Raw genomic sequence first — 26,279 nt, 5'->3', positions numbered from 1 at the left:
TGTTAAAAAAATGGTGCATAAAATTAAGTTTTGATGAAAAATTCAAGGAATGTTTGTTAACGTTTTCACTATGTGCTAAGCTATACTTAACATATCAAAAGGAGGAATAGCGGTGCCGAAAGAAAGAATGAGCGCTACAGTAGAGTCAGTTAAGGGATTGAAAACAGTTAGTAAAGTTAGAGATTTTGAATTTGTAATGGATGAGCCTAAAAATCTTGGGGGAACAAATGAAGGGATGAATCCCGTGGAAGCTTTGCTTTCAGCTGTTGGAGGGTGCAAAGTCATCGTTGCCAGAAGTTTTTGCAGACTTAAAAAAATCAACCTTGAGGACATCGTAATAAAAGTGGAAGGGGATATTGATACTGACGGATTTTTAGGTAGAAATCCTGAAGCAAAAATCGGATTATTCAATATAAAAACCACTTATCAAATTAAAGCTGATAACACTGAAGAGGAAATCATGTCTTTTATTGATTTTATTGAAAATACATGTCCTGTGGTGGACACGATCAGTAATTCACCGAATTTTGAAAAAGTTGTCGAGATTAAATAAACTTTCTTTAAAAAAACGTCACCCAGCCAGATAAAAGGCTGACTTTTAAGTCTCAAAATTAAAGGAAATCCCATGAAATCATTTTTCTAGAAATTTGGTTTCATGGGATTATTATTTTGAGTTGCAGGCAATTTTCGTATCCCCTTATGTTAATGAGGAAGCCGAGAAAATAAATGGGAAAGAAAATATTGTTTATTCTATGTTGAACAGCCAAGATAAAAATTTTTTTGGCTTAGTCTGATTTTAGGTTGGATATTCACTGAGAGCAAGGTCAACGGCTTTTTCGGAGTGCACCGTTGTGGTGTCAATTACAGGAATCTCGCAGTCAGATTGATTGATGAGCAGGCCAATCTCTGTACATCCTAAGATGACGCTTTGGATATTTTCTAGTTGAAAACGTTCCATAACCTTAAGAAAATAGTTTTTTGATTTGGAAACGATGTTGCCCATACATAATTCCTCAAAAATGATTCGGTTGATTTCTTCTATTTCCGATGTGCTTGGAATAAATATTTCAATTCCGGCAGAATTTAATCGCTGTTTTATAAAATCTTCTGTCATTGTGTATTTAGTTCCTAGAAGCAAGGCGTTTTTTATCCCGTTTTCACTAAGAGCATCGGCTGTTGCATCAGAAATATGAATAAAAGGGATGGAAGTTGCAGCAGTAAGATTATCAAAAATTTTGTGCATGGTGTTGGTGCAGAGTATGATGAAATCCGCACCGCCTTTTTCTAAAGATTGTGCTGCCTCTCCTAAGATTTCTGCGGCTTTACCCCATTGATTTGTTGACTGCAGGTATTCGATTTCCTCAAAGTCCACACTGTTCAGCAAACATTTTGCGGAGTGTAAACCTCCCAATCGTTTTCCAATCATTTCATTGATTAATTGATAGTAAGTCACGGTGCTTTCCCAACTCATTCCTCCGATTAAGCCAATTGTTTTCATTAGTTGAAGCCCTCCCATCTTTTTATCAGTATAGCAATACAGTAAAGTGTGTACAAGGAATTAGTAAAGTCTATTGTTTCAATCTTTTCGTTACTTTGGTATAATGACCATGTGTTAGTTTTTTAGAAGGAAGGTTTCATCATGATACATCGTGTAAACAAATTGAGAGATAAAATGAAAGAACAGGACATCTCTTCATTTTTAGTCACCAGCCCGTATAATCTTCGATATGTCTCCGGCTTTACCGGTACGACCGGTTTAGCGTTGATTACCATGGATGCGGCTTATTTTGTGACAGATTTCCGCTACACTGAACAGGCGGAAAAAGAGTGTGAAGGGTATGAAATCGTTCAAAACACTGGACCGATTTACGATGAAGTTGCGAAGATTGTTGCACAAGATCATTTGACTTCTCTAGCTTTTGAAGAATCTTTTGTCACTTATGGGACCTATCAACTGCTGTCAGAGCTATTGACTTGCGAGCTGGTACCGGTAAAAGAAATCATTGAAGAGCTGAGAGAAGTAAAAGAACCAGCTGAAATTCTTGTGATCAAACAGGCTTGTGTCATTGCTGATCGGGCGTTTGAACATATTTTAGATTTTATTAAGCCGGGAATGACAGAAATCACAGTGGCCAATGAGTTGGATTTTTTTATGCGTTCTTTGGGTGCTACAGGAGTTTCTTTTGATACGATTGTGGCTAGCGGCATTCGTTCTGCCATGCCCCATGGTGTAGCAAGCGAAAAAATTATCGAAAAAGGTGATCTGATCACACTTGACTACGGCTGTTATTACAACGGCTATGTGTCTGACATGACACGTACGATTGCTTTGGGAGAACCTGATGAGAAGTTGAAGGAACTTCACCAGCTAGTCTTAGATGCGCAACTGATGGTGATAGATGCGGCTAAACCGGGAATAACTGGTGTGCAGTTGGATGGGGTAGCAAGAAATTATTTTGCTTCAAAAGGGCATGCTGAAGCTTTTGGTCATTCGACGGGTCATGGTATCGGACTGGAAATTCACGAAGGACCTAATGTTTCAAGGTTAGCTGAAAAAGCTTTTGTACCAGGAAATGTCATTACCAACGAGCCGGGTCTTTACTATCCGGAAATCGGCGGTGTGAGAATAGAAGATGATTTGTTAGTGACAGAGTCAGGTGTAGAAATCTTGACACATTCACCAAAAGAATTAATTATTTTATAAGCAATAGGAAAACTTAGGAGGACAATTATGATTTCAGTTAATGATTTAAGAACAGGACTAACGATCGAGTTTGATGGAGGCATCTGGCGTGTGATGGATTTTCAGCATGTTAAGCCAGGTAAAGGTGCGGCGTTTGTTCGGACTAAGTTGAAAAACCTACGCAGCGGCAACGTGCAAGAAAAGACTTTTCGGGCAGGAGAAAAAGTAAGTCGTGCGCAAATCGACAATAAAAAAATGCAATATTTGTATGCCAGCGGGAATAATCATGTGTTTATGGATACAGAAACTTATGAACAAATCGAGTTGCCGACAGAATTGATTGAAGATGAGCTGAATTATCTATTGGAAAATAGTGTTTGCAACATCATCATGTATGGGACTGAGACTATCGGTGTTTCTTTGCCCAACACCGTGACTTTGGAAGTAGCTGAAACTGAACCCGGCATCAAAGGGGACACTGCTTCCGGCGGTTCCAAACCAGCTAAAATGGAAACAGGGTTAGTGGTGCAAGTACCATTCTTTGTCAATCAGGGAGATAAACTTGTTATTAATACTGAAGATGGTTCTTACTCTTCAAGAGCTTGATTATTTTATTGCAGGAAGGAGATAGTAACATGGCACAAAATTCAGAATTGATATTAGAAAATATGGAAGATAATTCAGGCGGTGAAATCGTCATCGCTCCTGAAGTTTTAGAAGTCATTATCGGCATTGCTGCAGCAAAAGTTGAAGGTGTTTACGGGATGAGAAGTAATTTAGCATCCAATGTAAATGAACTTCTCGGAAAAAAAGCTCATGGCAAAGGCGTGTTCCTTAACATTGTAGACGAAGGAATAAAAGTTGACCTCTACTGCTATTTAAATTATGGGGTGTCCGTTCCTAAAGTTGCGCTAGAAATGCAAGAGAAAGTTAAACAGCAAGTGCTGTACATGACAGATTTGGATTTGCTGGAGGTAAATATCCACGTATTGGCAGTGATTCCTGAAAAAATGACTGCCCCGTCGCTGGAAGAATTACTACAATTGGAAGAGGATGAATAGTGTGGAGCTGACCCGTCGTGAAATCAGAGTCAAGGCACTGCAGGCTCTTTATCCTTTCGATTTTCATCAAGAATTGACGAAAGAAGCTGCAATCGATTACGCCCTGACATTTGGCGAGGAAGATTTGTTAGATACAGATGGAGAAAAGTTTGTCCCTTCTTATCTTGACACTATTGTTTCCGGAGTCATCGAACATCAAAAGGAAATCGACCAGAAAATCGAAGAAAATTTAAAAAATTGGAGTATCACCAGAATTGCTAAAACAGATTTGATTATCATGCGTATTGCCATTTATGAGATGCTTTATGAAGAAAAGACACCTAATATCGTGGCTTTGAATGAAGCTCTAGAACTGACAAAAATTTACAGTGATGATCAGTCCAGAAAATTTGTCAATGGTGTTCTATCAAACATTGTAAATCAGTAAAAGCTCGGAAAATCAAAAAGACTTTCTGGGCTTTTTGATTTCTTTCCTGGCTCTGTGAACTGTGATAAAATGGAAGTGCAATTGTACTGAAAGGGGAGCTGCAACATGACAGTAATCATGGATGGTCAAAAAATTTCGGCTGAACTACAGGAAGAAATAAAACTACGAGTATCTGAAGCTGGCGAAAATATTCATGTTGTGACTTTGGGTTTTGCTGATGAACCTTCCTTTTTGTATAAACGGAGAAAAAAATTAGCTGAAAAGCTGGGAATTATCTATGAGTATCGCATGATTTCTCCTGCAGATGGTCATGAAATCATTGCAGAGCTTAGCCAACATCCAAAAATTTCAGGCTTAGTTTTAGATGGAAAGATTCCGGATGTTTTGGACGAGTTTTCTCTAAGACTTGCCATGGTTCCCGAAAAGGATGTGGAAGGCTACCATCCGGTAAATCAAGGTAAATTATTGCTGGGGGAAAAAGGATTGGTACCGACCACCCCTTTAGCGGCCCTCGCTTTGTTAAAAGCTTATGATCTATCAGTAGAAGGGAAACATGTGGCGGTTTTTGGGAGAGGAAAAGTCGTCGGAAAGCCGCTTGTTCAGTTATTAATGAGAGAAAATGCAACGGTCACAGTTTTTCATTCTCACTCAAAACAGCCGGAAAAAATTTCATCTCAGGCAGATATCCTTATTTCAGCAGTAGGTAAACCTCGCTTAATAAATGAAAAATTTATCAAAGAAGGGGCGGCTGTTGTGGATATTGGCATGAGCACAGACGAGACTGGAAAATTATCCGGAGATGTGGACAATGATGCTGTGATGGGAAAAGCAGGATATCTGAGTCTGGTCAAAGGGGGAATTTCTCCTTTAGGTTTAACAATGTTTATGAAGCAAATTGTGGATCAATATAAGTAAGAGGTGACACTTTGTCTGAAAATCAATATTTAACTGTAACAGCACTTACTAAATATTTAAAATATAAATTCGATCAAGACCCCTATCTGCAAAGAGTGTATCTTACGGGGGAACTATCTAATTTCCGCCTTCGTCCCAATGCCCATCAGTATTTTTCTTTGAAGGATGAAAAAGCTAAAATTTCAGCTATTATGTTTAAAGGAGCTTTTCAAAAGCTGAAGTTTCAGCCTAAAGAAGGGATGAAAGTACTGGTAATCGGCAGGGTTTCCTTGTATGAAGCCAGCGGGCAATATCAAATATATGTTGAACACATGGAACCGGATGGTGTGGGGGCGTTATATCAGGCACTGGCAGAAATGAAAGAAAAACTGGCAAAAGAAGGTTTGTTTTCTGCACCGAAGAAAAGTTTGCCTAAATTCCCTAAACGGATTGCCGTGATTACAAGTCCGAGCGGTGCGGTCGTCCGTGATATCATGACCACGGTAAAACGCAGATATCCGATTGTTGAATTAGTAGTTTTCCCGACCCTTGTTCAAGGGGATAAAGCTGCCCAAAGCATTGTAAAAAATATTTATCAGGTTGAAAAGCTGGGGAATTTCGATACGTTGATTATCGCGCGGGGCGGCGGGTCCATAGAAGATTTATGGCCGTTCAATGAAGAATCTGTGGCTCGGGCGATTGCAGAAGCCCAAGTTCCGGTGATTTCATCTGTTGGTCATGAAACGGATGTTACTATCGCTGATTTGGTGGCAGATGTCAGGGCAGCCACACCCACCGCTGCGGCAGAATTATCCGTACCCAATCTGTCGGAAGAATTACTGAAAATCAAAGAAAAAGAAAATCGTCTGCTGCAGGCATTTATCGGTCAGATAAGGCACAAACAGCAGCGTTTATTACGTCCGATGGATTCTTATGTTTTTAGACAACCCCATCGTTTGTATGAAAGTGTAACTTTGAAGTTAGACCGCTTGTTGCAGCAGTTTCAGTTGAATAGTAAAAAAGTGCTGGCTGATAAGGAGAAACTGACTGATGATTTAACTCAGCGGTTGCTGATGACACAGCCTAAAAATCAAATCATCCACTCTCAGCAGCAATTGGATTTTCTAAGAAAACAGCTGTTGACAGAAATCACCCGCCGAGTAGAGAAGAGCCGAAAGGAATTGCTGCAGGCAACCAGCGAGCTTGATTTGCTGAGCCCGCTGAAAATAATGAGCCGGGGTTACGGTTATGTCACGGAAGAAGAGCAAATCATTCATTCCGTCACGCAACTAACGCCTGACAGTCACATCAATATCCATTTTTCAGATGGAGTAGCTGAAGCAAAAGTATTAACGATAGAAGAGAAAAAAGAGGGATAAAAGAATGGCAGCAAGTAAAAAAGAACAGACCTTTGAAACAGCTTTGGAGCAGTTGGAGGCAATCGTCAAAGAATTGGAAAAGGGAGATATCCCTTTGGAAGAAGCATTGACCAGCTTTAAACAAGGAATCGAATTAAGTCAATTCTGTCAAAAAAAATTAACGGATGTAGAAGAAGTTTTAACTAAAATCATGAATGAAAATGGTGAAGAAAGAATCTTTGAAGAAAGCGAGTCAGCACATGAGTGAACAGAGCCTGACGGATTTTTCAGCCATTCATTTGCCTGAGGTTAATCAGGCGATGAGAAGTTTTCTTAAGAAAAACACCACTGAGCCAAGTTTGTGGGAAGCAATGGATTACTCGGTTTCCGCAGGGGGCAAGCGTATCAGACCGCTGCTTTTTCTTGCTGCCTTGGACTTTTTGAAAGTAGAAGTGAAAAAAGAGCATTACGAAGTTGCTGCGGCTTTGGAGATGATCCATACTTATTCTTTGATTCATGATGATTTACCGGCAATGGATAACGATGACCTTCGCCGCGGGAAACCCACAAATCACAAAGTGTTTGGCGAAGGGATGGCAGTTCTGGCCGGGGATGGTCTATTGACGGAAGCTTTTCATTTGCTGGCTTCAACTGATTTTGACAGCGATATGAAAGTGACGCTGCTCAAGGAGCTGGCTTCGGCTGCGGGCACCGGCGGGATGATCGCCGGTCAGACGGCAGATATCGAAGGGGAGAACCGTCAACTTAGTTTGAAACAATTACAGCACATCCACCGGCGGAAAACAGGGGCATTGATTTTATTTGCTGTCAAAGCAGCCTGCAAATTAGCTTATGCAGAAAAGGAAATCGAAGACTTGATAACCGGTTACGGTGATAATTATGGCATTGCTTTTCAAATTAAAGATGATATTTTAGATGTGGTAGGAAATGAGCAGGAGTTGGGCAAAAAAATCGGTTCAGACGAATCTTTGAACAAAAGTACCTATACGTCCTTGCTAGGCATTGAGGAAGCACAAAAAAAACTAGAGTATCATATCGCTGAAGCAGTGTCTTCCCTTCATAAGGCCCAAGATAAAATCGGACAAGAAGAAATAACATTACTGGAAAAGTTGATCTGGAAGTTGAGATGATTAAAATGAAAAAAGAGCGAGTAGATGTTTTAGTCGTAGCCCAAGGATTGTGCGACACTCGTGAGCAGGCGAAACGCAGCATCATGGCAGGACTTGTTTATGACGAAAACAATGAGCGGATGGATAAACCGGGGATGAAGATTCCTGAGCACACGAAATTGCAGCTAAAAGGGTCTCGTTTGCCTTATGTTTCCCGCGGCGGGCTAAAATTGGAAAAAGCGATTGAAGTCTTCGGTATTGAAATGAGGGATAAAATTGTATTGGATATCGGTGCTTCCACTGGTGGATTCACAGATGTCTCCCTGCAAAATGGTGCTAAATTAAGCTATGCCCTTGATGTGGGCTACAATCAGCTGGCATGGAAACTTCGTCAGGACGAACGGGTCGTAGTGATGGAAAAAACAAATTTCCGTTACGCTAAACCAGAAGATTTTAAAAAAGGTGTTCCCGACATTGCTACCATTGACGTGTCATTTATTTCACTAAAACTGATCTTACCTGTACTGAAAACGATTTTAAAGGATCAAGGGGAAGTTGTATGTTTAGTTAAACCCCAGTTTGAAGCCGGTCGGGAATACGTGGGGAAAAATGGCATCATTCGCGACAAAGAAGTCCATGAAATGGTATTATCTCAGCTGTTATCTTTTATGCAGGAAGCCGGCTATGAAATAAAAGGTGCCAGTTATTCTCCTATAAGAGGGGGAGAAGGAAATATTGAGTTTTTAGTCTATTTGATTAACAGGAAAAAACCTGATATAAAAACTGAAAACTTTATCAAAGAATTTAGTCAAGAAATTGTCAACGAAGCACACCAATCACTATAACTGAAGCGAGCCAAGGAGGTCTGGATGTGAGAAAAAAAGAACGTCATGCATTAATCGAAAAAATCATCCGCGAAAATCAAGTCGGGACACAAGAAGAGCTGGTGGAGCATTTGCTGGCTCAATCTGTTTTCGTCACTCAAGCAACGATTTCCAGAGATATTAAAGAGATGCAGCTGGTGAAAACAGTGCTGGACAATGGTCGGACAAAATATCAAATGATGAGCAGCTCCAAAGAGGCACCCTCCATCAAACTGGAAAAAATGTTAGGGAATTCATTGCGGAAGTTAAAGTATAAAGGCGATCTGGTTCTGCTTCAAACGGTCCCGGGGACGGCAACGACATTGGCGAAAGTAGTAGAGGAAAAATTTTCTTCTCAACTTTTTACCGTGATGACCGACGATGATAAAATCCTTCTTTTCTGTTTAGGCGATGAACAAGCAAAGAATGTGAAGGAACAGTTAGAAGCAATACACGCTAAAAGCAGGTGAGAAAATGTTACAGGAGTTAACGATTAAAGATTTTGCGATTATTTCGGATTTAAGCCTTTCTTTTCACGGCGGCATGACTGTCTTAACCGGAGAGACCGGTGCGGGGAAATCAATCATCATTGATGCAGTCGGTTTGCTGGCTGGCGGCAGAGGCTCTGCGGATTTCGTCAGACAAGGTGCGGAACGCTCCGTTTTGGAAGGTCAATTTGTTGTTGGACCAAAATTATTGCAGCCAATGACCGAGGTGCTGGAAACATTTGGGATTGAGGTACAAGACGATACAGTCATCGTCTCCCGTATGATTTTTAAAAACGGGAAAAACGTTTGCCGGGTGAACAACCATCTGGTAAATATTCAAGTATTAAAACGTATCGGTCACTTTTTAGTAGATATTCATGGTCAGCATGAACATCAGGAACTGATGAGAGTGGAACGTCACCTTGATTATTTGGATCAGTTTGGGCAAGAGAAAATTTCTGAAATTAAACAAACTTATCAGGAAATCTATCATCGTTATCAAGAGTTGACACGACAATTAAATGAAGTTCAGACGAACGAAAAAGAATATGCCCAGCGTATGGACATGTTGTTGTTCCAAAAGGAAGAAATTTCTGCAGCCAATCTTCAAGTGGGGGAAGAAAAACAACTTGAAAAAGAACGGCAGTGGTTTATGAACTATCAAAAAATCTCCGATGCTTTAAACAGCAGCTATGAAGCATTGCAGGCAAATGAGTTTAGCGGGTTGTCTCAAATCGCTTTAGCTATGGACGAAATGGATGGGATTCAGGACCTGAATCAAGAGTATCAACATTTATATGAAGAAATAGCTTCCAGTTATTATCAGCTTGAAGAAGCGAGCCGCAGTTTGAAAGCAGAATTGGACAGTATCGAGCTGGATGACAGCCGGGTCAATTATGTGGAAGAACGTTTAAACATGATTCGCCAACTGAAAAGAAAATATGGGGATTCCGAGGACGCGATTTTGTCCCATTACGAACAAGTTGTCAAAGAGCTGGATGCGTCCCTGACTGCCGGCGATCAGTTGGAGCAGCTGACTAAGGAGCAAAATGAAGTCAAAGTCACATTACAAAATGCAGCGGATCAGCTAACCCAAGTCAGGAAGACGATTGCTAAAACGATGGAGCAGGAAATAATCAATCAACTGAAAGATTTGTATTTGGAGAAGACTGTTTTTGAAGTGCAATTTCAAAAAAAAGCATGGCAGCATTCCGGACAAGATGAGGTGGAATTTTTCATCAGCACCAATCCCGGAGAACCGGCGAAACCTTTAGTAAAAGTGGCTTCAGGCGGCGAGTTGTCTCGTGTGATGCTGGCGATGAAGAGCCTTTTTTCAGAAAGTCAAGGAATTACCAGTATCGTCTTTGATGAAGTTGATACAGGGGTAAGCGGGAGAGTGGCCCAAGCTATTGCAGAGAAGATTCATCATATTGCAAGCAGTTCACAGGTTTTGTGTATTACCCATCTTCCTCAAGTTGCTGCCGCTGCAGATCATCAATATTTTATCAAAAAAGAAATTGTTAATCATCGGACAGAGACGAAGGTTGGTGAACTTAACCAGACACAACGGGTGGAAGAAATCGCCCGGATGCTTGCAGGGGAAGTCGTAACCGATTTGTCTCGGCAACATGCTTTTGAATTGTTGAGATTGTCTCAATAGTCTTGAAGACACTCATAGCCCCAGGAGCTAGGTTTTAGTCTAATTCCTAGGGCTTAAATTTTTTAACATTTTGTCGTTTATTGCTATGCTAATCAACTTGATTGATAAATTTTGGGAAAATCCCCCACCAGTTATTAAAGGATGCTGATAATTCCGGTAATCACGATAGAGCCAACAATCGCGATGAGCATCAACCAAATGACGATTTTTTTAATGATGTTAAACTTTTTGCTATTCAAAGCAGTTCACTTCCTTTTTTTTCATTAGCTTCATCTTAGCGTTTTGAGTGAAGATTATCAAGTTTTTTAGTGTATCAAATCGAATTATTTCTTTCTTATTGAGAGTCTTCATTTGATGTTGAAAGTAACACGATTGTTTCAAAAGATTACAGGTTATCACTTTATTGTGACAAAAACACAAAGAAAAATCACACTGTTTAAACTGATTGCAACGCAGGTGTAAACTTGGCGTTGTATGATGTATTTACATAGGAAAGGATCTTACTATTTATGAAAACAATATCTATCATGCTGGTTTTTTGGTACATATATCCTTTTTTGATTATGTTCGCCAGCAATTTTATCGTTAAACGTCTTTCGCTGACAGAGCGGGCAGGGGTAAGGATGCCCGATGTCGCAACCTTTTTTTTGTTTATCGGTTTACATTTTTTATCGGTAGAATCATTTTCTGTTTCTATGATGCCCTATGTTGCCATTATCATCTTGCTGATCGGGATTGGTGTCGCCGTGGGACATGCGAGATATTTTGGTGACATCCAATACAAAAGATTTTTTAAAATGTTTTGGCGAATTACATTTTTAACCACAGTGCTATTATATGTTTTTGCTATTATTCTTAGCATAATTCAGATGTTAAAACCTTGATTTATCAAGGTTTTTGTTCGTTTGTAAAAAAAAAACTATTTTTTTCATTATCTGTGTGGTAGAAAGTGGGGGAATGTGGTAGACTAGATTTACTGAGTGGATTCGGGGGTAGTCTATCATGTTTATGGGTGAGTATAAACATAATATCGATGCCAAAGGTCGTCTAATCATGCCTGCAAAATTTCGCGAAGAACTAGGAGAAAAATTCGTCGTGACTAGGGGGCTGGATGGCTGTTTGTTTGGCTATCCATTGAATGAGTGGACTCACCTGGAAGAAAAGTTAAAGGATCTCCCACTGGCTAAAAAAGACGCTCGTACCTTCGTGAGGTTTTTTTACTCAGCTGCAACAGAATGTGAGATTGACAAGCAAGGCCGGATAAATATCCCCCAGACTTTGAGAAATCATGCCGAGTTGGAAAAAGGCTGTGTGGTCATCGGAGTCTCAGACCGCATCGAAATCTGGAGCGAAGAGAAATGGGAAATATTCTCAGAAGATGCAGAAGAAAATTATAATGAATTGGCAGAATCAATGATTGATTTTGGGTTTTAGGAAAGGACCATAGGCAATGACTGAAAAATTCCATCATGTGACAGTACTTTTGAAAGAAACTGTTGATAATATTGTTACTGATCCAGATGGTATTTATGTTGATTGTACTTTGGGGGGAGCAGGACACAGCGCTTATTTATTGTCCAAACTTTCCGATAAAGGGCACCTTTATGCTTTTGATCAAGATCAGCTGGCGATTGACCATGCAAGAGAGAAACTTGCTCCTTTTGTTGAAAAAAATCAAGTGACATTTATTAAGAAAAATTTTAAATATCTGCGTGAAGAGCTGGAAAAGCTTGACATCGGTCAGGTAGATGGGATTATATATGACTTAGGCGTTTCCTCCCCACAATTAGACGAGATAGAACGGGGATTCAGCTATCATCATGATTCGCCTCTTGATATGCGGATGGATCAACAATCTTCTCTAACTGCCAGAGATGTTGTAAATGACTACAGTTATGAGAAATTGATCAAGATTTTTTTTCGTTATGGCGAAGAGAAGTTTTCAAAGCAGATTGCACGCCTGATTGAAAAGAAGAGAATTGAGGAACCAATCGAAACCACTGGAGAACTGGTGGAAATTATTAAAGAAGCCATACCAGCACCAGCTAGAAGAAAGGGCGGACATCCGGCGAAAAGAATTTTTCAAGCGATTCGCATTGAGGTCAATGATGAACTTTCTGTTTTAGAAGAATCTTTGGAGCAAGCTATTGAAATATTAAAACCAGCGGGCCGGTTAGGAGTAATCACTTTCCATTCTTTGGAAGATCGGCTAGTGAAAAATATATTTAAAGAAAACAGTCAGCCGAAAGACACACCTCCTGGATTGCCCGTGCTGCCTGATGACCATCAACCTATATTAAAACTAATTAATAAGAAACCGATCATGCCTTCCGAAGAAGAGCTGGCGGATAACAACCGTTCAAGAAGTGCAAAGCTGAGAGTGGTTGAGAAAAACATGTTATGAAAGGAAGGAGAAGAAAAAATGGCGGAGCCAAATAGAGTTGACTATTATGAAGACCATTATGGTGATAATCAAGTAGAAACAACTGAAGAAGTTGTCATTTATCAACAACCAGTCAGCCGATTGCGTAAAATTTCCAAAATGGAAAAAGTTATTTTTGGCTTTCTAGTATTGTTTCTTCTAGGAGTTTCTGGATTAACTATTCAACTATCAAATAAAATCGCGCAACAAGAACAAAATATAGCAACTATACAGGAAGAAAAAGAAAACTTGCGCGGAGCTGTTAAGGAATTGGAACAAGAAAAAGGGGAGCTTTCCAGACCTGAGCGACTGCGGGAAGCAGCAGAAAAAGAAGGACTTAAAAAGAATGAAGAGAACATAAGGAATGTGACAGAGTAATGTGGAAAAAATGGCAAAATTTTATTAGGCAGAAGGGCACTAACCCACAGTTGAATCGGCGAAAGTTCGCAACGCTTCTGTTTGGAACCGCCATTGGTGTTTTTTTCATATTTGTTGCCCGATTTAATTATATTGTCTTAGTCGGGAAGGTCGATAAAACTTCCCTAAACAGGAAGACCCAGGAACTATATCAAGGTAGTAGCGTAGTGAAAGCAAAGCGGGGCACCATCTATGATCGTGATGGCGAAGTAATTGCTGAGGACGCTACTTCTTATTCGTTATACGCAGTTTTAGATGAAGAATACTTAGGGCAAAGCAAAACAGGAAAAAGCAAAGACCGTGAAAAGTTGTTTGTTCAAGAAAAAGATAAGAAAAACATCTCCGAAGTCTTAGAAAACAACACCAATCTGGCAGCAAGTTATGTGCTGGAACAACTTAACAAAGAGCAAAAGCAAGTAGAGTTTGGTGCTGATGGAAAACAGCTTTCTTTGGAACAAAAAAATTCAATTGAAAAAGAGCTGGAAGCACTTGAGATAAAAGGGATTTACTTTAATGAACATGTAACGAGATCTTATCCAAATGAAATTTTCTCCTCTCATTTAGTAGGTTTTGCCCAATTTCCTAAAAATGAAGAAGATGAATTAGATGAGACTAAAGGGTTAGTTGGACAAATGGGAATCGAAGAAGCTGAAAATGACTTGCTTGCAGGGGAAAATGGCGAAATCGAGTATCTGAAAGATAAAAATCAGCGGGAAATCCCAACTACTCGAATTGTAAAAAAAGAAGCAAAAGATGGGAAAGATATTTATACGACGTTGGATGTCAGCCTAGGCTTGTATTTGGAAGACAAGATGAATGAAGTTCAGGAGAAATACAATCCTTATGAAATGACAGCTATGCTGGTAGAGGCGAAAACCGGCAATATTGTAGCAGCTTCTCAGCGCCCAACGTTTAATCCTGAAACTAAGGAAGGTTTGGGGGGAGATTCAGATGTCATCGATGAAATCGAGGAGGCAGATGAATCCGATGAGGACGAAGAAGGTATCCAGTGGTATAATCTGCTGACACAAATGCCGATTGAGCCCGGTTCCACAATGAAAGTTTTCACCGTTGCTTCCTCCATAGATTTGGGTCAATTTGATCAAAATGGTCTTGTGAAAACAGGAGACTTCGAGTTTGAGGACGGCACAAAAATTTATGATTGGGACAATACAGGTGTGGGGACTGTCACTTTCCGGCAAGCTTTTGCTTACTCCAGTAACGTTGCAATGGTCACACTGCAACAGAGAATGGGGACTCAATGGGAGGACTATATCAAACGATTTGGGTTTGTGCAGCCTACGGGTACCAACTTGTTAAATGAAAATCCGGGATATTTGCCAGATATGACTAACAGTGTTGATGCGGCGATTACTGCTTTTGGACAAGGTATTTCTGTGACACCTTTTCAAATGGTTCAAGGGTATACAGCCATTGCCAATCAGGGAACGATGTTAAAACCTAATTATATTAAACAAATTGTCGACGGGGATAATAAGACCACAAACATTGGTCCTAAAGCAGTCGGACAACCCATATCAGAAGCTACAGCCAGTCAAACATTAGACTTGATGACTTCTGTGGTGGAAGATGAAAACTATGGAACTGGTAGAAGTTTTGGGATAGAAGGGTACCGTGTGTCGGCAAAAACCGGGACAGCACAAATTTTTAATAACAAGAAAGGTGCTTACTATAAGGACCGGTATATTTTTTCAGTGGCGCAAATCGCTCCTACTGAAGACCCTAAATATATCATGTATGTCACCGTTAAATTGGATAACACTGTCGGAGGCGGAGAGGTTGTTGCTGAAATTTCCAATCCCGTTTTAAAGATGGCCTTGGATTTAGATACGAAACAGTAACGAATAAGACCAATAATAAAAGAATTTTAGAAAAAAATAGGAGCAATCTAGCATGGAATGGACACAAGTTTTTTTACCTATAGCGATAAGTTTTGCAATTACCGTTACATTCATGCCCTTTTTTATCGGATATTTTCAAGCGAAAAAACAGGGACAGCAAATCAGAGAAGAAGGACCCAAATGGCACAATATCAAAGCCGGGACGCCTACGATGGGCGGCGTAGTCTTCTTGTTCGGGATTTTTGTGACGTCGATACTTAGCGGGGCTGTGACACATCAAATGACTGCCACATTGTTAAGCTTATTATTTATTCTGTTTTTATACGGTGCTATCGGTTTTTTGGATGATTTTATCAAAATCTTTAAAAAACGCAACATGGGACTGACTTCTCTGCAAAAGCTGATTGCTCAAATTGTTGGCGGGATCATCTTTTTCTTGGTTCTCTTTCAACAAACAGATACATTCGTGCTGACATTGCCTTTAATCGGCGAAATAAGCTTAGGCTTATTCTATGGTTTGTTTATTCTTATCTGGCTTGTGGGATTTTCCAATGCTGTCAATTTGACGGATGGTTTGGATGGTCTCGTGGCAGGTTTAGGGATGATTTCTTTTGGTACTTATGCTATTATTGCTTGGAATCAGGCCCAATTTGATGTTTTACTAATTTGTTTAGCAGCTATTGGCGGCTTGTTAGGTTTCTTCTTATTTAACAAGAAACCAGCTAAAATATTCATGGGAGATGTGGGTTCTTTAGCTTTAGGCGGTCTTTTGTCAGGTGTTTCCATCATGTTAAAACAAGAGTGGACACTGCTGTTAATAGGCTTTGTCTACGTTGTTGAAACGGCCAGCGTGATGCTGCAAGTCGCATCGTTTAAGTTGAGAGGCAAAAGGATTTTCAAAATGGCACCTATTCATCATCATTTTGAAATGCTTGGCTGGTCAGAGTGGAAAGTCAATATCGTATTCTGGATTATTGGTTTGCTCATGTCCACACTAACACTTGCCATTTTGTATTAAAATAATATTTAGAGTTTGACCGACGTTACAAAATCAGAAGGAGTTGAATAGGATGAAAGCTGTGAAAAAATATGAAAATATAAAAATTTTAGTCTTGGGACTGGCGAAAAGCGGCTTGAGTGCCGGCAAACTGCTGCATCAACTCGGAGCCATTGTGACAGTCAATGACGGCAAAGTTTTCGATCAGAATCCAGAAGCCCAGCAACTGTTGGCTTTAGGTGTTAAAGTTATCACAGGAAGTCATCCTACTGAACTGCTTGATGAAGATTTTGAACTTGTGGTCAAAAATCCGGGTATTCCCTATGATAATCCAATGGTGGTAAAGGCCATTGAAAAAGGATTGCCTGTGATCACCGAAGTGGAATTAGCTTATGAGGTTTCTGAAGCGCCTATCATCGGTATTACGGGTACGAATGGGAAAACCACAACCACAACTATGATTGCCCAAGTGTTGAACGAAGGCAAAGAAAGTCAGTTTGCTTACTTGGCAGGAAATATCGGAAAAGTAGCCAGTCAGGTGGTCCAAACTGTAACCAAAGAAAATGTTATGGCCACTGAATTGTCCAGTTTTCAGCTGATGGGCATTGAAAAATTTCATCCTCACGTAGCCGTAATCACTAATTTGTATGAAGCCCATCTAGATTATCATAAAAACAGAGAAAATTATGTTTCTGCTAAGTGGCAGATTCAAAAAAATATGACAGCGTCTGATTACTTGGTACTGAATTTTGATCAAGAAGAACTGCGGAATCTAAGCAAGAAAACTAAGGCAAGTGTTTTACCATTTTCAACAAAAGAGATATTGACCGATGGGGTTTATATTGAAAACGATCAAATTTTTTACCGAGAAGAAAAAATCATGGATAGCGCTGAGCTAGGCGTTCCGGGAGAACATAATTTAGAAAATGCACTAGCTGCTATCGCTGTGGCAAAACTTTATGACACACCTAATGAAGCAATCAAAAAGGCGTTGAGTACCTTTTCTGGAGTAGCACATCGCTTGGAGTATGTGGGTATTATAGCAGGCAGAAAAGTTTATAATGACTCAAAAGCTACGAATATTCTTGCAACAGAAACAGCACTGCGTTCTTTTAAAGACGAAAAGCAACAAGTGATTTTGATTGCTGGCGGGTTGGATCGCGGCAATGATTTTGAAAGTTTGGAAAAGTCGATAGCGGGTATCAAAGCAGGAGTGTTCTACGGAGAAACGAAAAACAAATTAATGAAAACTGCACAAGATGTAGGGATTCAGCTGATTAAAAAAACAGAAATTTTGGATGATGCTGTCAAACAAGCATTTGATTTTTCTGAATCAGGAGACATCATCTTGTTTTCACCGGCGTGTGCAAGCTGGGATCAATATTCTAATTTTGAAATTCGTGGAGAGACATTCAAAAAATTAATTAAAAATTTGGAAAAGAGTAGGGATTTTGAATGAAGTTATTAGTATCAGGCGGAGGAACAGGCGGACATGTTTATCCAGCAACCTCATTAATACAGTATGTCAAGGCGGTCGAGCCGGATTCCCAGTTTCTCTATATTGGTACTGAAAATGGATTGGAGAAAAAAATAGCCGAGGATGCAAAAATCCCTTTTGAATCTATAGATATTCAAGGCTTTCGTCGAAGTCTATCTTTAGAAAATTTTAAGACAGTGAAAAAGTTTTTAGTCAGCTTAAAAGAAAGCAGGAAAATACTGAAACAGTTTCAACCGGATGTGGTCGTAGGGACAGGGGGATATGTTTGTGCTCCTGTGGTATATGCTGCTCATCAGCTGGGGATTCCAACTTTAATCCACGAGCAAAACAGTGTTCCGGGAATCGCCAATAAATTTTTGTCTAGATACGCAGATAAAGTGGCGATTTGTTTTGATGAAGCTGCTAGTTTTTTTCCTGAGAAAAAAGTTGTTTTGACAGGGAATCCTCGAGCTCAGGAAGTAGCCGAAGTAAGTCCCAGTCGTATTTTAGAACACTATTCTTTAGATCCTGAAAAACAGACGGTGCTGATTTTCGGCGGCAGTCGGGGAGCTTATTCTATGGCTAACGCCGTCACAGAGATCCTGGAAGAATTAAATAAACGGGATTATCAGACATTGATTGGCACTGGAAATTTATACTATAAAGATGTGATAGCCCAATCAGAAGACATGGAATTGACAAATGTCAAAATAGTTCCTTACATCGAGTCAATGACACAGGTGCTTGCTAGCATCCAGTTAGTCGTAGGAAGAGCAGGAGCAACTTCAATCGCTGAAATAACCGGCATTGGTTTGCCATCTCTGCTAATTCCAAGTCCCAACGTGACCAATGATCATCAGACAAAAAATGCCCAGTCGCTAGTAAAAAAAGGCGCTGCAGAAACAGTGACAGACAAAGAACTCTCAGGACAGCTTTTGTTGCAGAAAATCGATGAATTAATGTCGGATGAAAAAAAACTTTCGGCAATGAGCGAGGCTTCGAAAAGTATGGGGATGCCTGATGCAGCTGAAAGGTTATATATGCTGTTAAAAGAAATCCAATAGATAATTAAGGAGGTAAGTCTTGTGGGAATTAAAGATAATCAAACAGGTAATGATTCTGAAAATAATAAGAAACTTACTCCTTGGCAGCAAGAGAATTTAAAGTACCTTGAGCAAGAAGGCAAAGAGCCCCAATGGCTGGAAACACCAAAAGAGAACGAAGTTGAGAAACTGTCTTTTAAGGGGCAGGAGGAGAGCGATGCTTCAGACCGGCCGGATGAGAAAAAGGTTGAGATAGGAAACACGCAATTTATTCTGCTAGAAACCTCTGGCGAAGTGCCGCCAGAAGATGGAGAAAAACCTCCGCCTGAAAAAGACGATGCTAACGAGGAAAAGCCCAGAGAATTACCTAAATCGAAATCATTTGCAGATAAATTGCCAAAAATGAAAGAGAAACGAAGGCTTCGTTTGAAGCGGCGGTTATTATTGATCGTGGGGATTTTTGGTGTGGCAACTCTTGCTTTAGTGTATTATGTCTCGCCTATCAGCAAACTAAGTGCACTGGAAATTTCAGGGACTGAAAAAGTTTCTGAAGTAGATATTGCCCAGTCAACTAACTATAAAAAAGATCAATTCTTTTGGCAGGCATACTTTGACAAAAAAGCATTAAGTGATGTCAAGAAAAAGAATCCAAGGGTTAAATCAGTCACACGGAGCATCAGTCATATTAATAATATCCTGTTGACCGTTCAAGAATATGAAGAAGTTGCCTACGCAAAGAAAGATGGGGAGTTTTTCCTGATATTGGAAAACGGACTAATCCTTGATGAAAAAGTAGAACAAACTCATCAGGAATTTCCGGTTTTTACAAATTTTGAAAATGGCGACAAGTTAGAAAAAATGATGTCAATTTATCACGGCATGGACGAAACGATGCAGGAAAATATTCTTGAAATCGTTCTGTCTCCAACAAAGCATAATGTGAATCGAGTCATCATCAGATTGAAAGATGACAATCAGATTATCGGCTCTGTGATGAATTTAGATAAAAAAATAGGCTATTATGATGAAGTTGCTAGTCAAATGTCAGAACCTGGTGTAGTAGATATGGAAGCAGGTGTCTTTACCTACTCTTTTGCAACAAAAGAATCCTATGAACAAGAGAAAGTAGAAAAAGAAGAACAAGAAAAATCAGCGAATCAGTAAGTCTCTGAAAATGCTGAAAAAACAGAAAATATTAATGATTAATTTACGTTTTCTTGTTTTGTAATGTTTCCAATTTATGGTAGAATTAGTAAGAGTAGGAATCTTTTGAATTTTAAGCTAAATTGTTCGAAAATAAAACATTCAAAAAGTAAGAAAATATGTAGGAGGGAGCACCTGTCATGGCAAACACAGGAATATACGTTGGCCTGGATATCGGAACTACATCCGTAAAAGTTGTGGTAGCTGAATATATCGAAGGACAAATAAATATTATTGGCGTTGGCAATGCGAAGTCAGAAGGCTTGAGCAGAGGCATCGTTGTAGATATTGATAAAGCAGTCGCAACTATTAAACGCGCAATTAAACAAGCAGAAGAAAAATCAGGTATTCAAATCAGGAGAGTAAATGTGGGGCTTCCTGCAAATCTCTTGGAAGTGGAACAATGTGAGGGCATGATCGCAGTAAGCACCGAGTCTAAAGAAATCACTGACGAAGACGTCAGAAATGTGGCATCGGCAGCAATCGTCCGTTCAACACCGCCGGAACGTCAAATCATTACGATTATTCCACGAGAATATAAGGTGGACGGTTTTGACGGAATCAAAGATCCTAGAGGGATGATTGGTGTTCGTTTGGATATGAAAGGTCTTGTCTATACGGGACCAAAAACCATTATTCACAACATCAAAAAATGTGTTGAAAAAGCAGGTTTACAATTAGACGAGATGGTGATTACACCTTTAGCATTGGCCGAATCGATTTTATCAAGTGGTGAAAAAGATTTTGGAACGATCATCATTGATATGGGTGGAGGTCAAACCACCACTGCTGTCATGCATGAACATCAACTAAAATTCACCCATGTTGAGCAAGAAGGCGGCGAATACGTCACTAAAGATATTTCCGTTGTACTCAACACATCTCTGACTAATGCAGAAGCGTTGAAAATCAATTACGGCGATGCTTATCCGGAAAGGACATCTTCTTCTGAAGAGTTTCCTGTGGATGTCATCGGTCAAAACGAACCTATAAAAGTTGATGAGCGCTACCTTTCTGAAATAATCGAAGCTCGTGAGGAACAAATTTTGACAAAGGCGAAAGAAGCCTTGGCTGAAATAGATTCGTTGGATTTGCCTGGCGGAGTAGTCCTGTCAGGAGGCAATGCCAGTCTGCCTGGCGTAGTTGAGCTGGCTTCTGATGTTCTAGGCGTCCATGTTAAACTTCATGTCCCTAATCATATGGGATTGAGAAATCCAATTTTCGCTAATGCAATCAGCATTGTGGAATATGCGGCACAACTAAGTGAAATTCATCAAATTTCAAAATATGCCGTGACGGGAACTAAACCGGCAGCGGAAAGTTCTTACCAGCAGACACAAGAGCCTGCCGAACCAATCAGACAAGAACAGCCGCCAGCTTATGACGACTATCCAGAGGAAGAAAAAACTGGAAAGAAAATGACTGATAAGGTGAAGGGCTTCATTTCAAATATTTTTGACTAATCAATATGGGAGGATAAAGCGAAAATGGAATTTACAATAGATAACCACATGGAAGACGGCGCTGTTATCAAAGTTATTGGTGTGGGCGGCGGCGGCGGCAATGCTATCAACAGAATGATTGAAGAAAATGTCAAAGGCGTTGAATTCATCGTTGCCAACACAGATGTCCAAGCTTTGCGTGACAGCAACGCAGAAACTCTTATCCAACTTGGGCCAAAATATACTCGCGGTCTTGGCGCTGGTTCGCAACCTGATGTTGGGAAAAAAGCTGCCGAGGAAAGCGAAGAGCAAATCGCTGAAGCATTAGAAGGCGCAGACATGATTTTCATTACTGCCGGAATGGGCGGAGGTACTGGTACAGGTGCTGCACCGGAAGTTGCCCGTATCGCTAAAAATTTAGGCGCATTGACAGTTGGTGTAGTGACTCGTCCGTTTAGTTTTGAAGGACCGAAGCGGGGCCGCTACGCAGCAGAAGGAATTTCTGCATTAAAAGAAAATGTCGACACTCTATTGATTATTTCTAATAATCGGTTACTGGAAGTCGTTGACAAAAAGACTCCGATTTTGGAAGCTTTCAAAGAAGCTGATAATGTTTTACGTCAAGGAGTTCAAGGGATCTCTGACTTGATCACTGCTCCGGGCTATGTCAATCTGGACTTTGCCGACGTTAAAACAGTGATGCAAAATCAAGGAACTGCCTTGATGGGAATCGGGTCGGCAAGCGGGGAAGACCGCGTAATCCAAGCTACGAAACAGGCTATCTCTTCGCCATTGCTTGAAACATCTATTGATGGTGCTGAGCAAGTATTGCTAAATATTACTGGCGGTTTGGATATGACATTATTTGAAGCACAAGATGCTTCTGACATTATCGCAGCAGCAGCTGACGGTGATGTGAACATTATTTTGGGTACTTCTATCAATGAAGAATTACAAGATGAGATTATTGTGACAGTGATTGCAACAGGTATCGATTCTTCAAAAAAAGAAAAAAAAGGGCGCTCTAAATCACGCAGTCCACGCTCAACTGCTGTTCCAAAACAGCCTCAAACAATCAGCAGACCTCCTGTAGAGTTTGATACTGTCAAAACAGAAACTCCAGAAGACGAAAGCGGCTTTGGTGATTGGGATATCCGTAAAGAGCCAAGTCAGCGGGAAGTCATCAGCGATGCTGATTTTGAGACAATGGAAAAAAGAGAGCTGGAAACTTTCAGAAGAGAGCCCGACTCTAATGGTAAAAATGATGATGACGAAGAATTAAATACACCACCATTTTTTAGAAGAAGAAGATAGGAGAATTTGGAATGCTTGAGGAAAATTTAAAGGTTATCAAAACTAAAATTGATCAAGCGATTCAAAAAGCCCCGAAGAAAAAGAAAGTGACTCTTGTAGCGGTGACTAAATCGGTGACAAGTGCCTGTGCAGAAGAATTGGTGAATCTGGGTGTAGCGGATCTGGCGGAAAACCGTGCAGAAAAACTATTGGAAAAACAGCATCAGCTCCAAGACGAGCATCAGGTCACTTGGCACCTGATTGGTACCTTGCAAACAAGAAAGATAAAAGATATAATTAACGATATTGATTATTTTCATGCGCTTGACAGGCTTAAAACAGCCAAAGAAATCCAAAAAAGAGCCACTCGAGTGATTAAATGTTTTGTTCAAGTGAATGTTTCAGGCGAAGCAACGAAACAAGGAATTTCTTTAGATAGCGTAGAAGAATTTATTAAGGATTTAGAAAAATTTGATAAAATTCAAGTTGTAGGATTGATGACCATGGCACCCTTGGATGAATCGCCGGAAATCATCAGAGCGCATTTTAGGCAACTTGCGGACAAACAAAATGATATAGCTGAATTAAACCTGCCTCATGCCCCATGTTCTGAGCTTAGTATGGGAATGAGCAATGATTTTGAAATAGCAGTGGAAGAAGGAGCTACATTTGTAAGAATTGGAACAAGTTTGTTTGAAAATCATGATGAAGAGGGTGAGCACAAATGAGTTTTGCATTGACAACTGAAAAAATACAAAGATTTTTTGGCTTGGATGGAGCCGGTGATTATGAAAATGATTTTGAGTATTCACAGCCTGTGCAGGCGACTCAGGAAGTTCGGCAACCAGCTCATCATCAATCTCAATATTCAAATCAACCGGCAAGTGAGACTAAGAGCAGACAGAATACTGAGTCTGGTGGCAGGCAGAAAGTGAATCGGTCATCATCGGCTCGTGAGTCAGCAGTTAGAAACGACAGCAATATTTTGAGTATGGAAAAAGCTGTTGTCTCCAGAGAATCAAGGGCAGAAAATAAATATCAAGGTAAAGTTAAAGGTGATGGACAGGTGAAAAAAATAGCCATAATCGAGCCGCGTACTTATACGGAAGCCAAAGACATTGCTAAGGCGATTTTCCGCAACGAGGTAGTGATTATTAATTTTCGCCTTGTCGAAGAGGCCCAAGCAAGAAGAATTGTTGACTTTCTTACAGGAACGGTGTATGCCTTGGATGGAGACATTCAACGATTGGATGGCTTGATGTTTATTTGTACACCGCCTAATATGGAAATTGACAGTGCCGTTGCCAAAAGTTTATTACGCACACAGTTTTCTGATTTTTAATTAAGAAAGTGGGAATTAATTTGGCAAGTTTGTTATATTATTTGCTTAAGGCGATTGAAATTTATTCGGTTTGTCTAGCACTATATGCGCTGCTTTCCTGGTTTCCGGGAGGGTATGATAATTTTTTTGGTCAGTTGCTTGCCCGGATATGTGAGCCTTATCTGAGGCTGTTTGACCGCTTTAATTTAAACTTTGGCGGGATAGGTTTTACTATCATAGCTGCAATTTTCGTATTGAATCTTGTATCAAGAGTTTTAGTACGGCTTATGTTTGCTTTTATGTAAATTTGAAAAATCGTGGGAGGATGATTATCTGTGGAGGCAAATGTTTATCAACATTTTCGAAAAGATGAGCATCCTTTTCTTGATTCAATAAATGACTGGATCTATCAGGTGGATCAGTTTTATTCCCCTTTTCTGACTGATTTTCTTGATCCCAGACAGCAATTTTTGCTTGAAACGATTTTAAGGACCTCAAGTGATGAGTTGGAGCTTTCCTTCAATGGGGGATATAAAGAGGCGGAAAGAAAGCGGGCATTGATTTATCCTTCATACTATCAGCCGGCAGCAGAGGATTTTGAAACAGCTGTTTACGAAATTCTGTATCCCAAAAAGTTTGCTGAGTTAAAGCACCGGGATATCTTGGGTTCATTGTTGGGAACAGGGATTAAACGGGAATATTTTGGTGATATCATCACTGACGGGGACCGCTGGCAGTTTTTTATTAGCGAAAATGTTCAAAACTATGTGGTCACTCAGTTGATAAAAATTGGAAATATCAGTGTCAGGTTGGAAGAACGGACGATAAACGATGTCATCCTTCCCCAAGATGATTGGGAAATGGAGACCGCTACTGTCAGTTCTTTACGAGTAGATGTACTTGTTTCTGAAATTTTTCAAATTTCAAGACAAAAAGCTAAATCTTTGGTAGAATCCAGTAAAGTAAAGATTAATTGGAGCGGTGTGGAACGAGCTGATAGTATAATTGAAAAAGCCGACACTGTTTCTGTCAGGGGATATGGACGTTTTCGTTTGGAAGAATTGGACGGAAAAACACGAAAAGACAAGTTTCGTTTGATTGTTGGTGTAATAAAAAATTAAAATCAAGAGGTGAACGGCATGGCAGCATTAACTCCGTTGGATATCAAGAATAAAACATTTTCTACAAAATTTAAAGGTTATAATCAAGATGAAGTGGATGATTTTTTGGATCAGGTGATTGATGATTACGAAGAATCCGTTAGAAAAGTAAAAGAGTTGGAAAAGAATTTAAAGCATGCAGAAGAAAAGCTGACCTATTTTAACGAATTGAAAGATGCTTTGAACCAATCAATTATCGTGGCGCAAGATACCGCAGATAAATTGAAAAATACTGCGTCAAAAGAATCTGACGTATTGGTGAGCACTGCGCAAGCAGATGCCAGAGCAATTTTGGATGAAGCCAATGCTACAGCAGAAGCGACTGTTGCAGATGCTAACCGGATTTCTTCGGAAATCTTGAAGACTGCTCAAATTCAGGCTTCTCAATTGGCCAATGAAACAGATGATTTGAAGAAAAAAACGAGAGAGTTTCACCGCAATCTTTCTCTGCTTTTGGAATCACAACTTGAAATCGTTAAAGGCCGCGAATGGGATGAACTGCTGAAACCATTCTCTACCTATATGGACGAGCGGCATTCTCACGTTAGAGAGCTGCTGGAGAGTGAGGAAAAATTAAAAAACGAACAGCAAATGTTTGTGAGCGAAGAAACAGAGGAAGTTTTGACTGAAGTTGTTGAACCTTCAGATGAAAATATTGCTGAAGGGCATACCCAGGCAATCGAGTTGGACGCCATTGAAGCTGAAGAAAATAATGATGAAATAGTAGAAAAAAATAAACCAAAATATAGTCGCGTGAGACGTTCACAAGACTAAGCATGAAACAGAAAAGCTTATTTTTATTCCTAAAAGCGAGTCAACGATAGTGAAAGGTTGACGGACCCTAAAAATAAGAAAGATCCTTCATGGAAAGCAAGTATGAAAACGAACATAGTACTTGCCGATTCATTCACGTTACGAATGGCAAGAGCAAATAAATCAACAGGTATTTATTTGGAATCTGGGTGGTAACACGAACACTTCGTCCCTATTTTGGGGCGAAGTGTTTTTTATTTTTAATAGATAAATAAAAAATGTTAACGTAGATTATTTCTAATCATAGGATAAATATGGAATCGTT

General features: G+C 39.9%; 30 protein-coding genes. 28 read left to right on the top strand and 2 right to left on the bottom strand.

What is annotated here, in order from left to right; translation table 11 throughout:
* Positions 1–112: 112 nt before the first annotated feature.
* Positions 113–553 carry an OsmC family protein gene (locus AC4PHI_RS09505; protein WP_492199672.1) on the top strand — a complete coding sequence of 147 codons (441 nt, stop codon included), beginning with the start codon at positions 113–115 and terminating at the stop codon, positions 551–553.
* A 243-nt stretch (positions 554–796) separates the two neighbouring features.
* On the opposite strand, the gene AC4PHI_RS09500 is transcribed toward AC4PHI_RS09505, so the two are convergent.
* The gene (locus tag AC4PHI_RS09500; RefSeq protein WP_492199671.1) at positions 797–1,498 is read right to left on the bottom strand and encodes an aspartate/glutamate racemase family protein; all 702 of its coding nucleotides are present in this window, start codon (positions 1,496–1,498) and stop codon (positions 797–799) included.
* Between the two features lie 141 nt (positions 1,499–1,639).
* On the opposite strand from AC4PHI_RS09500, the gene AC4PHI_RS09495 reads away from it, so the two are divergent.
* The 11 genes from AC4PHI_RS09495 (at position 1,640) to recN (ending at position 10,564) form a co-directional block, all read left to right on the top strand.
* Positions 1,640–2,704, top strand: coding sequence for a M24 family metallopeptidase (locus AC4PHI_RS09495; protein WP_492199670.1), 1,065 nt, complete (start codon positions 1,640–1,642; stop codon positions 2,702–2,704).
* A 27-nt stretch (positions 2,705–2,731) separates the two neighbouring features.
* On the top strand, positions 2,732–3,289 hold the full coding sequence (gene efp, locus AC4PHI_RS09490) for an elongation factor P (RefSeq protein WP_492199669.1): 558 nt from the start codon (positions 2,732–2,734) through the stop codon (positions 3,287–3,289).
* Positions 3,290–3,318: 29 nt separating this feature from the next.
* Entirely contained in the window at positions 3,319–3,744 is a 426-nt protein-coding gene (locus AC4PHI_RS09485) for an Asp23/Gls24 family envelope stress response protein (protein ID WP_492199668.1), read from the top strand.
* Positions 3,737–4,171 (top strand): transcription antitermination factor NusB, encoded by a 435-nt coding sequence (nusB, locus tag AC4PHI_RS09480; RefSeq protein WP_492199667.1) that lies wholly within the window; start codon positions 3,737–3,739, stop codon positions 4,169–4,171. Before AC4PHI_RS09485 ends, nusB begins: the two co-directional genes overlap by 8 nt.
* A gap of 105 nt (positions 4,172–4,276) precedes the next feature.
* Positions 4,277–5,086, top strand: coding sequence for a hypothetical protein (locus AC4PHI_RS09475; RefSeq protein ID WP_492199666.1), 810 nt, complete (start codon positions 4,277–4,279; stop codon positions 5,084–5,086).
* Positions 5,087–5,097: 11 nt separating this feature from the next.
* Complete coding sequence (gene xseA / locus AC4PHI_RS09470) at positions 5,098–6,444, top strand: exodeoxyribonuclease VII large subunit (protein ID WP_492199665.1); 1,347 nt, start codon at positions 5,098–5,100, stop codon at positions 6,442–6,444.
* Between the two features lie 4 nt (positions 6,445–6,448).
* Entirely contained in the window at positions 6,449–6,691 is a 243-nt protein-coding gene (locus tag AC4PHI_RS09465) for an exodeoxyribonuclease VII small subunit (RefSeq protein ID WP_492199664.1), read from the top strand.
* Positions 6,684–7,574 carry a polyprenyl synthetase family protein gene (locus AC4PHI_RS09460; protein WP_492199663.1) on the top strand — a complete coding sequence of 297 codons (891 nt, stop codon included), beginning with the start codon at positions 6,684–6,686 and terminating at the stop codon, positions 7,572–7,574. The genes AC4PHI_RS09465 and AC4PHI_RS09460 overlap by 8 nt, the downstream gene beginning before the upstream one ends.
* A gap of 5 nt (positions 7,575–7,579) precedes the next feature.
* Complete coding sequence (locus AC4PHI_RS09455; protein ID WP_492201576.1) at positions 7,580–8,398, top strand: TlyA family RNA methyltransferase; 819 nt, start codon at positions 7,580–7,582, stop codon at positions 8,396–8,398.
* A 26-nt stretch (positions 8,399–8,424) separates the two neighbouring features.
* A complete protein-coding gene (locus AC4PHI_RS09450) occupies positions 8,425–8,886 on the top strand; it encodes an arginine repressor (protein ID WP_492199662.1) in 462 nt (153 codons plus the stop codon).
* 4 nt (positions 8,887–8,890) lie between these two features.
* Entirely contained in the window at positions 8,891–10,564 is a 1,674-nt protein-coding gene (gene recN, locus AC4PHI_RS09445; protein ID WP_492199661.1) for a DNA repair protein RecN, read from the top strand.
* A 134-nt stretch (positions 10,565–10,698) separates the two neighbouring features.
* Here the strand turns inward: recN and AC4PHI_RS09440 are convergent, their stop codons facing one another.
* Complete coding sequence (locus tag AC4PHI_RS09440; RefSeq protein ID WP_492199660.1) at positions 10,699–10,803, bottom strand: DUF4044 domain-containing protein; 105 nt, start codon at positions 10,801–10,803, stop codon at positions 10,699–10,701.
* 270 nt (positions 10,804–11,073) lie between these two features.
* Between AC4PHI_RS09440 and AC4PHI_RS09435 the strand changes: the two genes are divergently transcribed.
* From AC4PHI_RS09435 to AC4PHI_RS09360, 16 genes are all read left to right on the top strand, one after another.
* Positions 11,074–11,448 carry a DUF3397 domain-containing protein gene (locus AC4PHI_RS09435; protein WP_492199659.1) on the top strand — a complete coding sequence of 125 codons (375 nt, stop codon included), beginning with the start codon at positions 11,074–11,076 and terminating at the stop codon, positions 11,446–11,448.
* 118 nt (positions 11,449–11,566) lie between these two features.
* Positions 11,567–11,998, top strand: a complete 432-nt coding sequence (mraZ, locus tag AC4PHI_RS09430; protein WP_492199658.1) for a division/cell wall cluster transcriptional repressor MraZ — start codon at positions 11,567–11,569, stop codon at positions 11,996–11,998.
* A 16-nt stretch (positions 11,999–12,014) separates the two neighbouring features.
* Entirely contained in the window at positions 12,015–12,968 is a 954-nt protein-coding gene (gene rsmH / locus AC4PHI_RS09425) for a 16S rRNA (cytosine(1402)-N(4))-methyltransferase RsmH (protein ID WP_492199657.1), read from the top strand.
* 18 nt (positions 12,969–12,986) lie between these two features.
* On the top strand, positions 12,987–13,364 hold the full coding sequence (gene ftsL / locus AC4PHI_RS09420; protein ID WP_492199656.1) for a cell division protein FtsL: 378 nt from the start codon (positions 12,987–12,989) through the stop codon (positions 13,362–13,364).
* A 206-nt stretch (positions 13,365–13,570) separates the two neighbouring features.
* On the top strand, positions 13,571–15,265 hold the full coding sequence (locus tag AC4PHI_RS09415; protein WP_492199655.1) for a peptidoglycan D,D-transpeptidase FtsI family protein: 1,695 nt from the start codon (positions 13,571–13,573) through the stop codon (positions 15,263–15,265).
* 52 nt (positions 15,266–15,317) lie between these two features.
* On the top strand, positions 15,318–16,283 hold the full coding sequence (gene mraY / locus AC4PHI_RS09410; RefSeq protein ID WP_492199654.1) for a phospho-N-acetylmuramoyl-pentapeptide-transferase: 966 nt from the start codon (positions 15,318–15,320) through the stop codon (positions 16,281–16,283).
* A 52-nt stretch (positions 16,284–16,335) separates the two neighbouring features.
* Positions 16,336–17,721 (top strand): UDP-N-acetylmuramoyl-L-alanine--D-glutamate ligase, encoded by a 1,386-nt coding sequence (murD, locus tag AC4PHI_RS09405; protein ID WP_492199653.1) that lies wholly within the window; start codon positions 16,336–16,338, stop codon positions 17,719–17,721.
* The gene (gene murG / locus AC4PHI_RS09400) at positions 17,718–18,803 is read left to right on the top strand and encodes an undecaprenyldiphospho-muramoylpentapeptide beta-N-acetylglucosaminyltransferase (protein ID WP_492199652.1); all 1,086 of its coding nucleotides are present in this window, start codon (positions 17,718–17,720) and stop codon (positions 18,801–18,803) included. Before murD ends, murG begins: the two co-directional genes overlap by 4 nt.
* Positions 18,804–18,824: 21 nt before the next feature.
* On the top strand, positions 18,825–19,946 hold the full coding sequence (locus AC4PHI_RS09395; protein ID WP_492199651.1) for a cell division protein FtsQ/DivIB: 1,122 nt from the start codon (positions 18,825–18,827) through the stop codon (positions 19,944–19,946).
* Positions 19,947–20,125: 179 nt separating this feature from the next.
* Entirely contained in the window at positions 20,126–21,448 is a 1,323-nt protein-coding gene (gene ftsA, locus AC4PHI_RS09390; RefSeq protein WP_492199650.1) for a cell division protein FtsA, read from the top strand.
* Positions 21,449–21,472: 24 nt separating this feature from the next.
* The gene (gene ftsZ, locus AC4PHI_RS09385; protein WP_492199649.1) at positions 21,473–22,741 is read left to right on the top strand and encodes a cell division protein FtsZ; all 1,269 of its coding nucleotides are present in this window, start codon (positions 21,473–21,475) and stop codon (positions 22,739–22,741) included.
* A gap of 11 nt (positions 22,742–22,752) precedes the next feature.
* Complete coding sequence (locus tag AC4PHI_RS09380) at positions 22,753–23,448, top strand: YggS family pyridoxal phosphate-dependent enzyme (protein WP_492199648.1); 696 nt, start codon at positions 22,753–22,755, stop codon at positions 23,446–23,448.
* Positions 23,445–24,062 carry a cell division protein SepF gene (locus AC4PHI_RS09375; protein WP_492199647.1) on the top strand — a complete coding sequence of 206 codons (618 nt, stop codon included), beginning with the start codon at positions 23,445–23,447 and terminating at the stop codon, positions 24,060–24,062. Before AC4PHI_RS09380 ends, AC4PHI_RS09375 begins: the two co-directional genes overlap by 4 nt.
* A gap of 14 nt (positions 24,063–24,076) precedes the next feature.
* Positions 24,077–24,346 (top strand): YggT family protein, encoded by a 270-nt coding sequence (locus tag AC4PHI_RS09370; RefSeq protein ID WP_492201575.1) that lies wholly within the window; start codon positions 24,077–24,079, stop codon positions 24,344–24,346.
* Between the two features lie 30 nt (positions 24,347–24,376).
* Positions 24,377–25,162 carry a YlmH family RNA-binding protein gene (locus tag AC4PHI_RS09365; RefSeq protein ID WP_492199646.1) on the top strand — a complete coding sequence of 262 codons (786 nt, stop codon included), beginning with the start codon at positions 24,377–24,379 and terminating at the stop codon, positions 25,160–25,162.
* A gap of 18 nt (positions 25,163–25,180) precedes the next feature.
* Complete coding sequence (locus AC4PHI_RS09360) at positions 25,181–25,975, top strand: DivIVA domain-containing protein (RefSeq protein WP_492199645.1); 795 nt, start codon at positions 25,181–25,183, stop codon at positions 25,973–25,975.
* The last annotated feature ends 304 nt before the right edge of the window (positions 25,976–26,279 follow it).

The sequence above is a fragment of the Vagococcus sp. QWL-13 genome (assembly GCF_058683555.1).
Note: the sequence above shows the minus strand (reverse complement) of the source record. Positions and strands in the feature narration are given on the sequence as shown.

Excerpts from the sequence above, each read along its gene's own strand:
- AC4PHI_RS09500 (WP_492199671.1), bottom strand. The coding sequence starts at position 1,498 with ATGAAAACAATTGGCTTAATCGGAGGAATGAGTTGGGAAAGCACCGTG.
- AC4PHI_RS09495 (WP_492199670.1), top strand. The coding sequence starts at position 1,640 with ATGATACATCGTGTAAACAAATTGAGAGATAAAATGAAAGAACAGGAC.
- efp (WP_492199669.1), top strand. The coding sequence starts at position 2,732 with ATGATTTCAGTTAATGATTTAAGAACAGGACTAACGATCGAGTTTGAT.
- AC4PHI_RS09485 (WP_492199668.1), top strand. The coding sequence starts at position 3,319 with ATGGCACAAAATTCAGAATTGATATTAGAAAATATGGAAGATAATTCA.
- nusB (WP_492199667.1), top strand. The coding sequence starts at position 3,737 with ATGAATAGTGTGGAGCTGACCCGTCGTGAAATCAGAGTCAAGGCACTG.
- AC4PHI_RS09475 (WP_492199666.1), top strand. The coding sequence starts at position 4,277 with ATGACAGTAATCATGGATGGTCAAAAAATTTCGGCTGAACTACAGGAA.
- AC4PHI_RS09465 (WP_492199664.1), top strand. The coding sequence starts at position 6,449 with ATGGCAGCAAGTAAAAAAGAACAGACCTTTGAAACAGCTTTGGAGCAG.
- AC4PHI_RS09460 (WP_492199663.1), top strand. The coding sequence starts at position 6,684 with ATGAGTGAACAGAGCCTGACGGATTTTTCAGCCATTCATTTGCCTGAG.
- AC4PHI_RS09455 (WP_492201576.1), top strand. The coding sequence starts at position 7,580 with ATGAAAAAAGAGCGAGTAGATGTTTTAGTCGTAGCCCAAGGATTGTGC.
- recN (WP_492199661.1), top strand. The coding sequence starts at position 8,891 with ATGTTACAGGAGTTAACGATTAAAGATTTTGCGATTATTTCGGATTTA.
- AC4PHI_RS09435 (WP_492199659.1), top strand. The coding sequence starts at position 11,074 with ATGAAAACAATATCTATCATGCTGGTTTTTTGGTACATATATCCTTTT.
- mraZ (WP_492199658.1), top strand. The coding sequence starts at position 11,567 with ATGTTTATGGGTGAGTATAAACATAATATCGATGCCAAAGGTCGTCTA.
- rsmH (WP_492199657.1), top strand. The coding sequence starts at position 12,015 with ATGACTGAAAAATTCCATCATGTGACAGTACTTTTGAAAGAAACTGTT.
- ftsL (WP_492199656.1), top strand. The coding sequence starts at position 12,987 with ATGGCGGAGCCAAATAGAGTTGACTATTATGAAGACCATTATGGTGAT.
- mraY (WP_492199654.1), top strand. The coding sequence starts at position 15,318 with ATGGAATGGACACAAGTTTTTTTACCTATAGCGATAAGTTTTGCAATT.
- murD (WP_492199653.1), top strand. The coding sequence starts at position 16,336 with ATGAAAGCTGTGAAAAAATATGAAAATATAAAAATTTTAGTCTTGGGA.
- murG (WP_492199652.1), top strand. The coding sequence starts at position 17,718 with ATGAAGTTATTAGTATCAGGCGGAGGAACAGGCGGACATGTTTATCCA.
- ftsA (WP_492199650.1), top strand. The coding sequence starts at position 20,126 with ATGGCAAACACAGGAATATACGTTGGCCTGGATATCGGAACTACATCC.
- ftsZ (WP_492199649.1), top strand. The coding sequence starts at position 21,473 with ATGGAATTTACAATAGATAACCACATGGAAGACGGCGCTGTTATCAAA.
- AC4PHI_RS09380 (WP_492199648.1), top strand. The coding sequence starts at position 22,753 with ATGCTTGAGGAAAATTTAAAGGTTATCAAAACTAAAATTGATCAAGCG.
- AC4PHI_RS09375 (WP_492199647.1), top strand. The coding sequence starts at position 23,445 with ATGAGTTTTGCATTGACAACTGAAAAAATACAAAGATTTTTTGGCTTG.
- AC4PHI_RS09360 (WP_492199645.1), top strand. The coding sequence starts at position 25,181 with ATGGCAGCATTAACTCCGTTGGATATCAAGAATAAAACATTTTCTACA.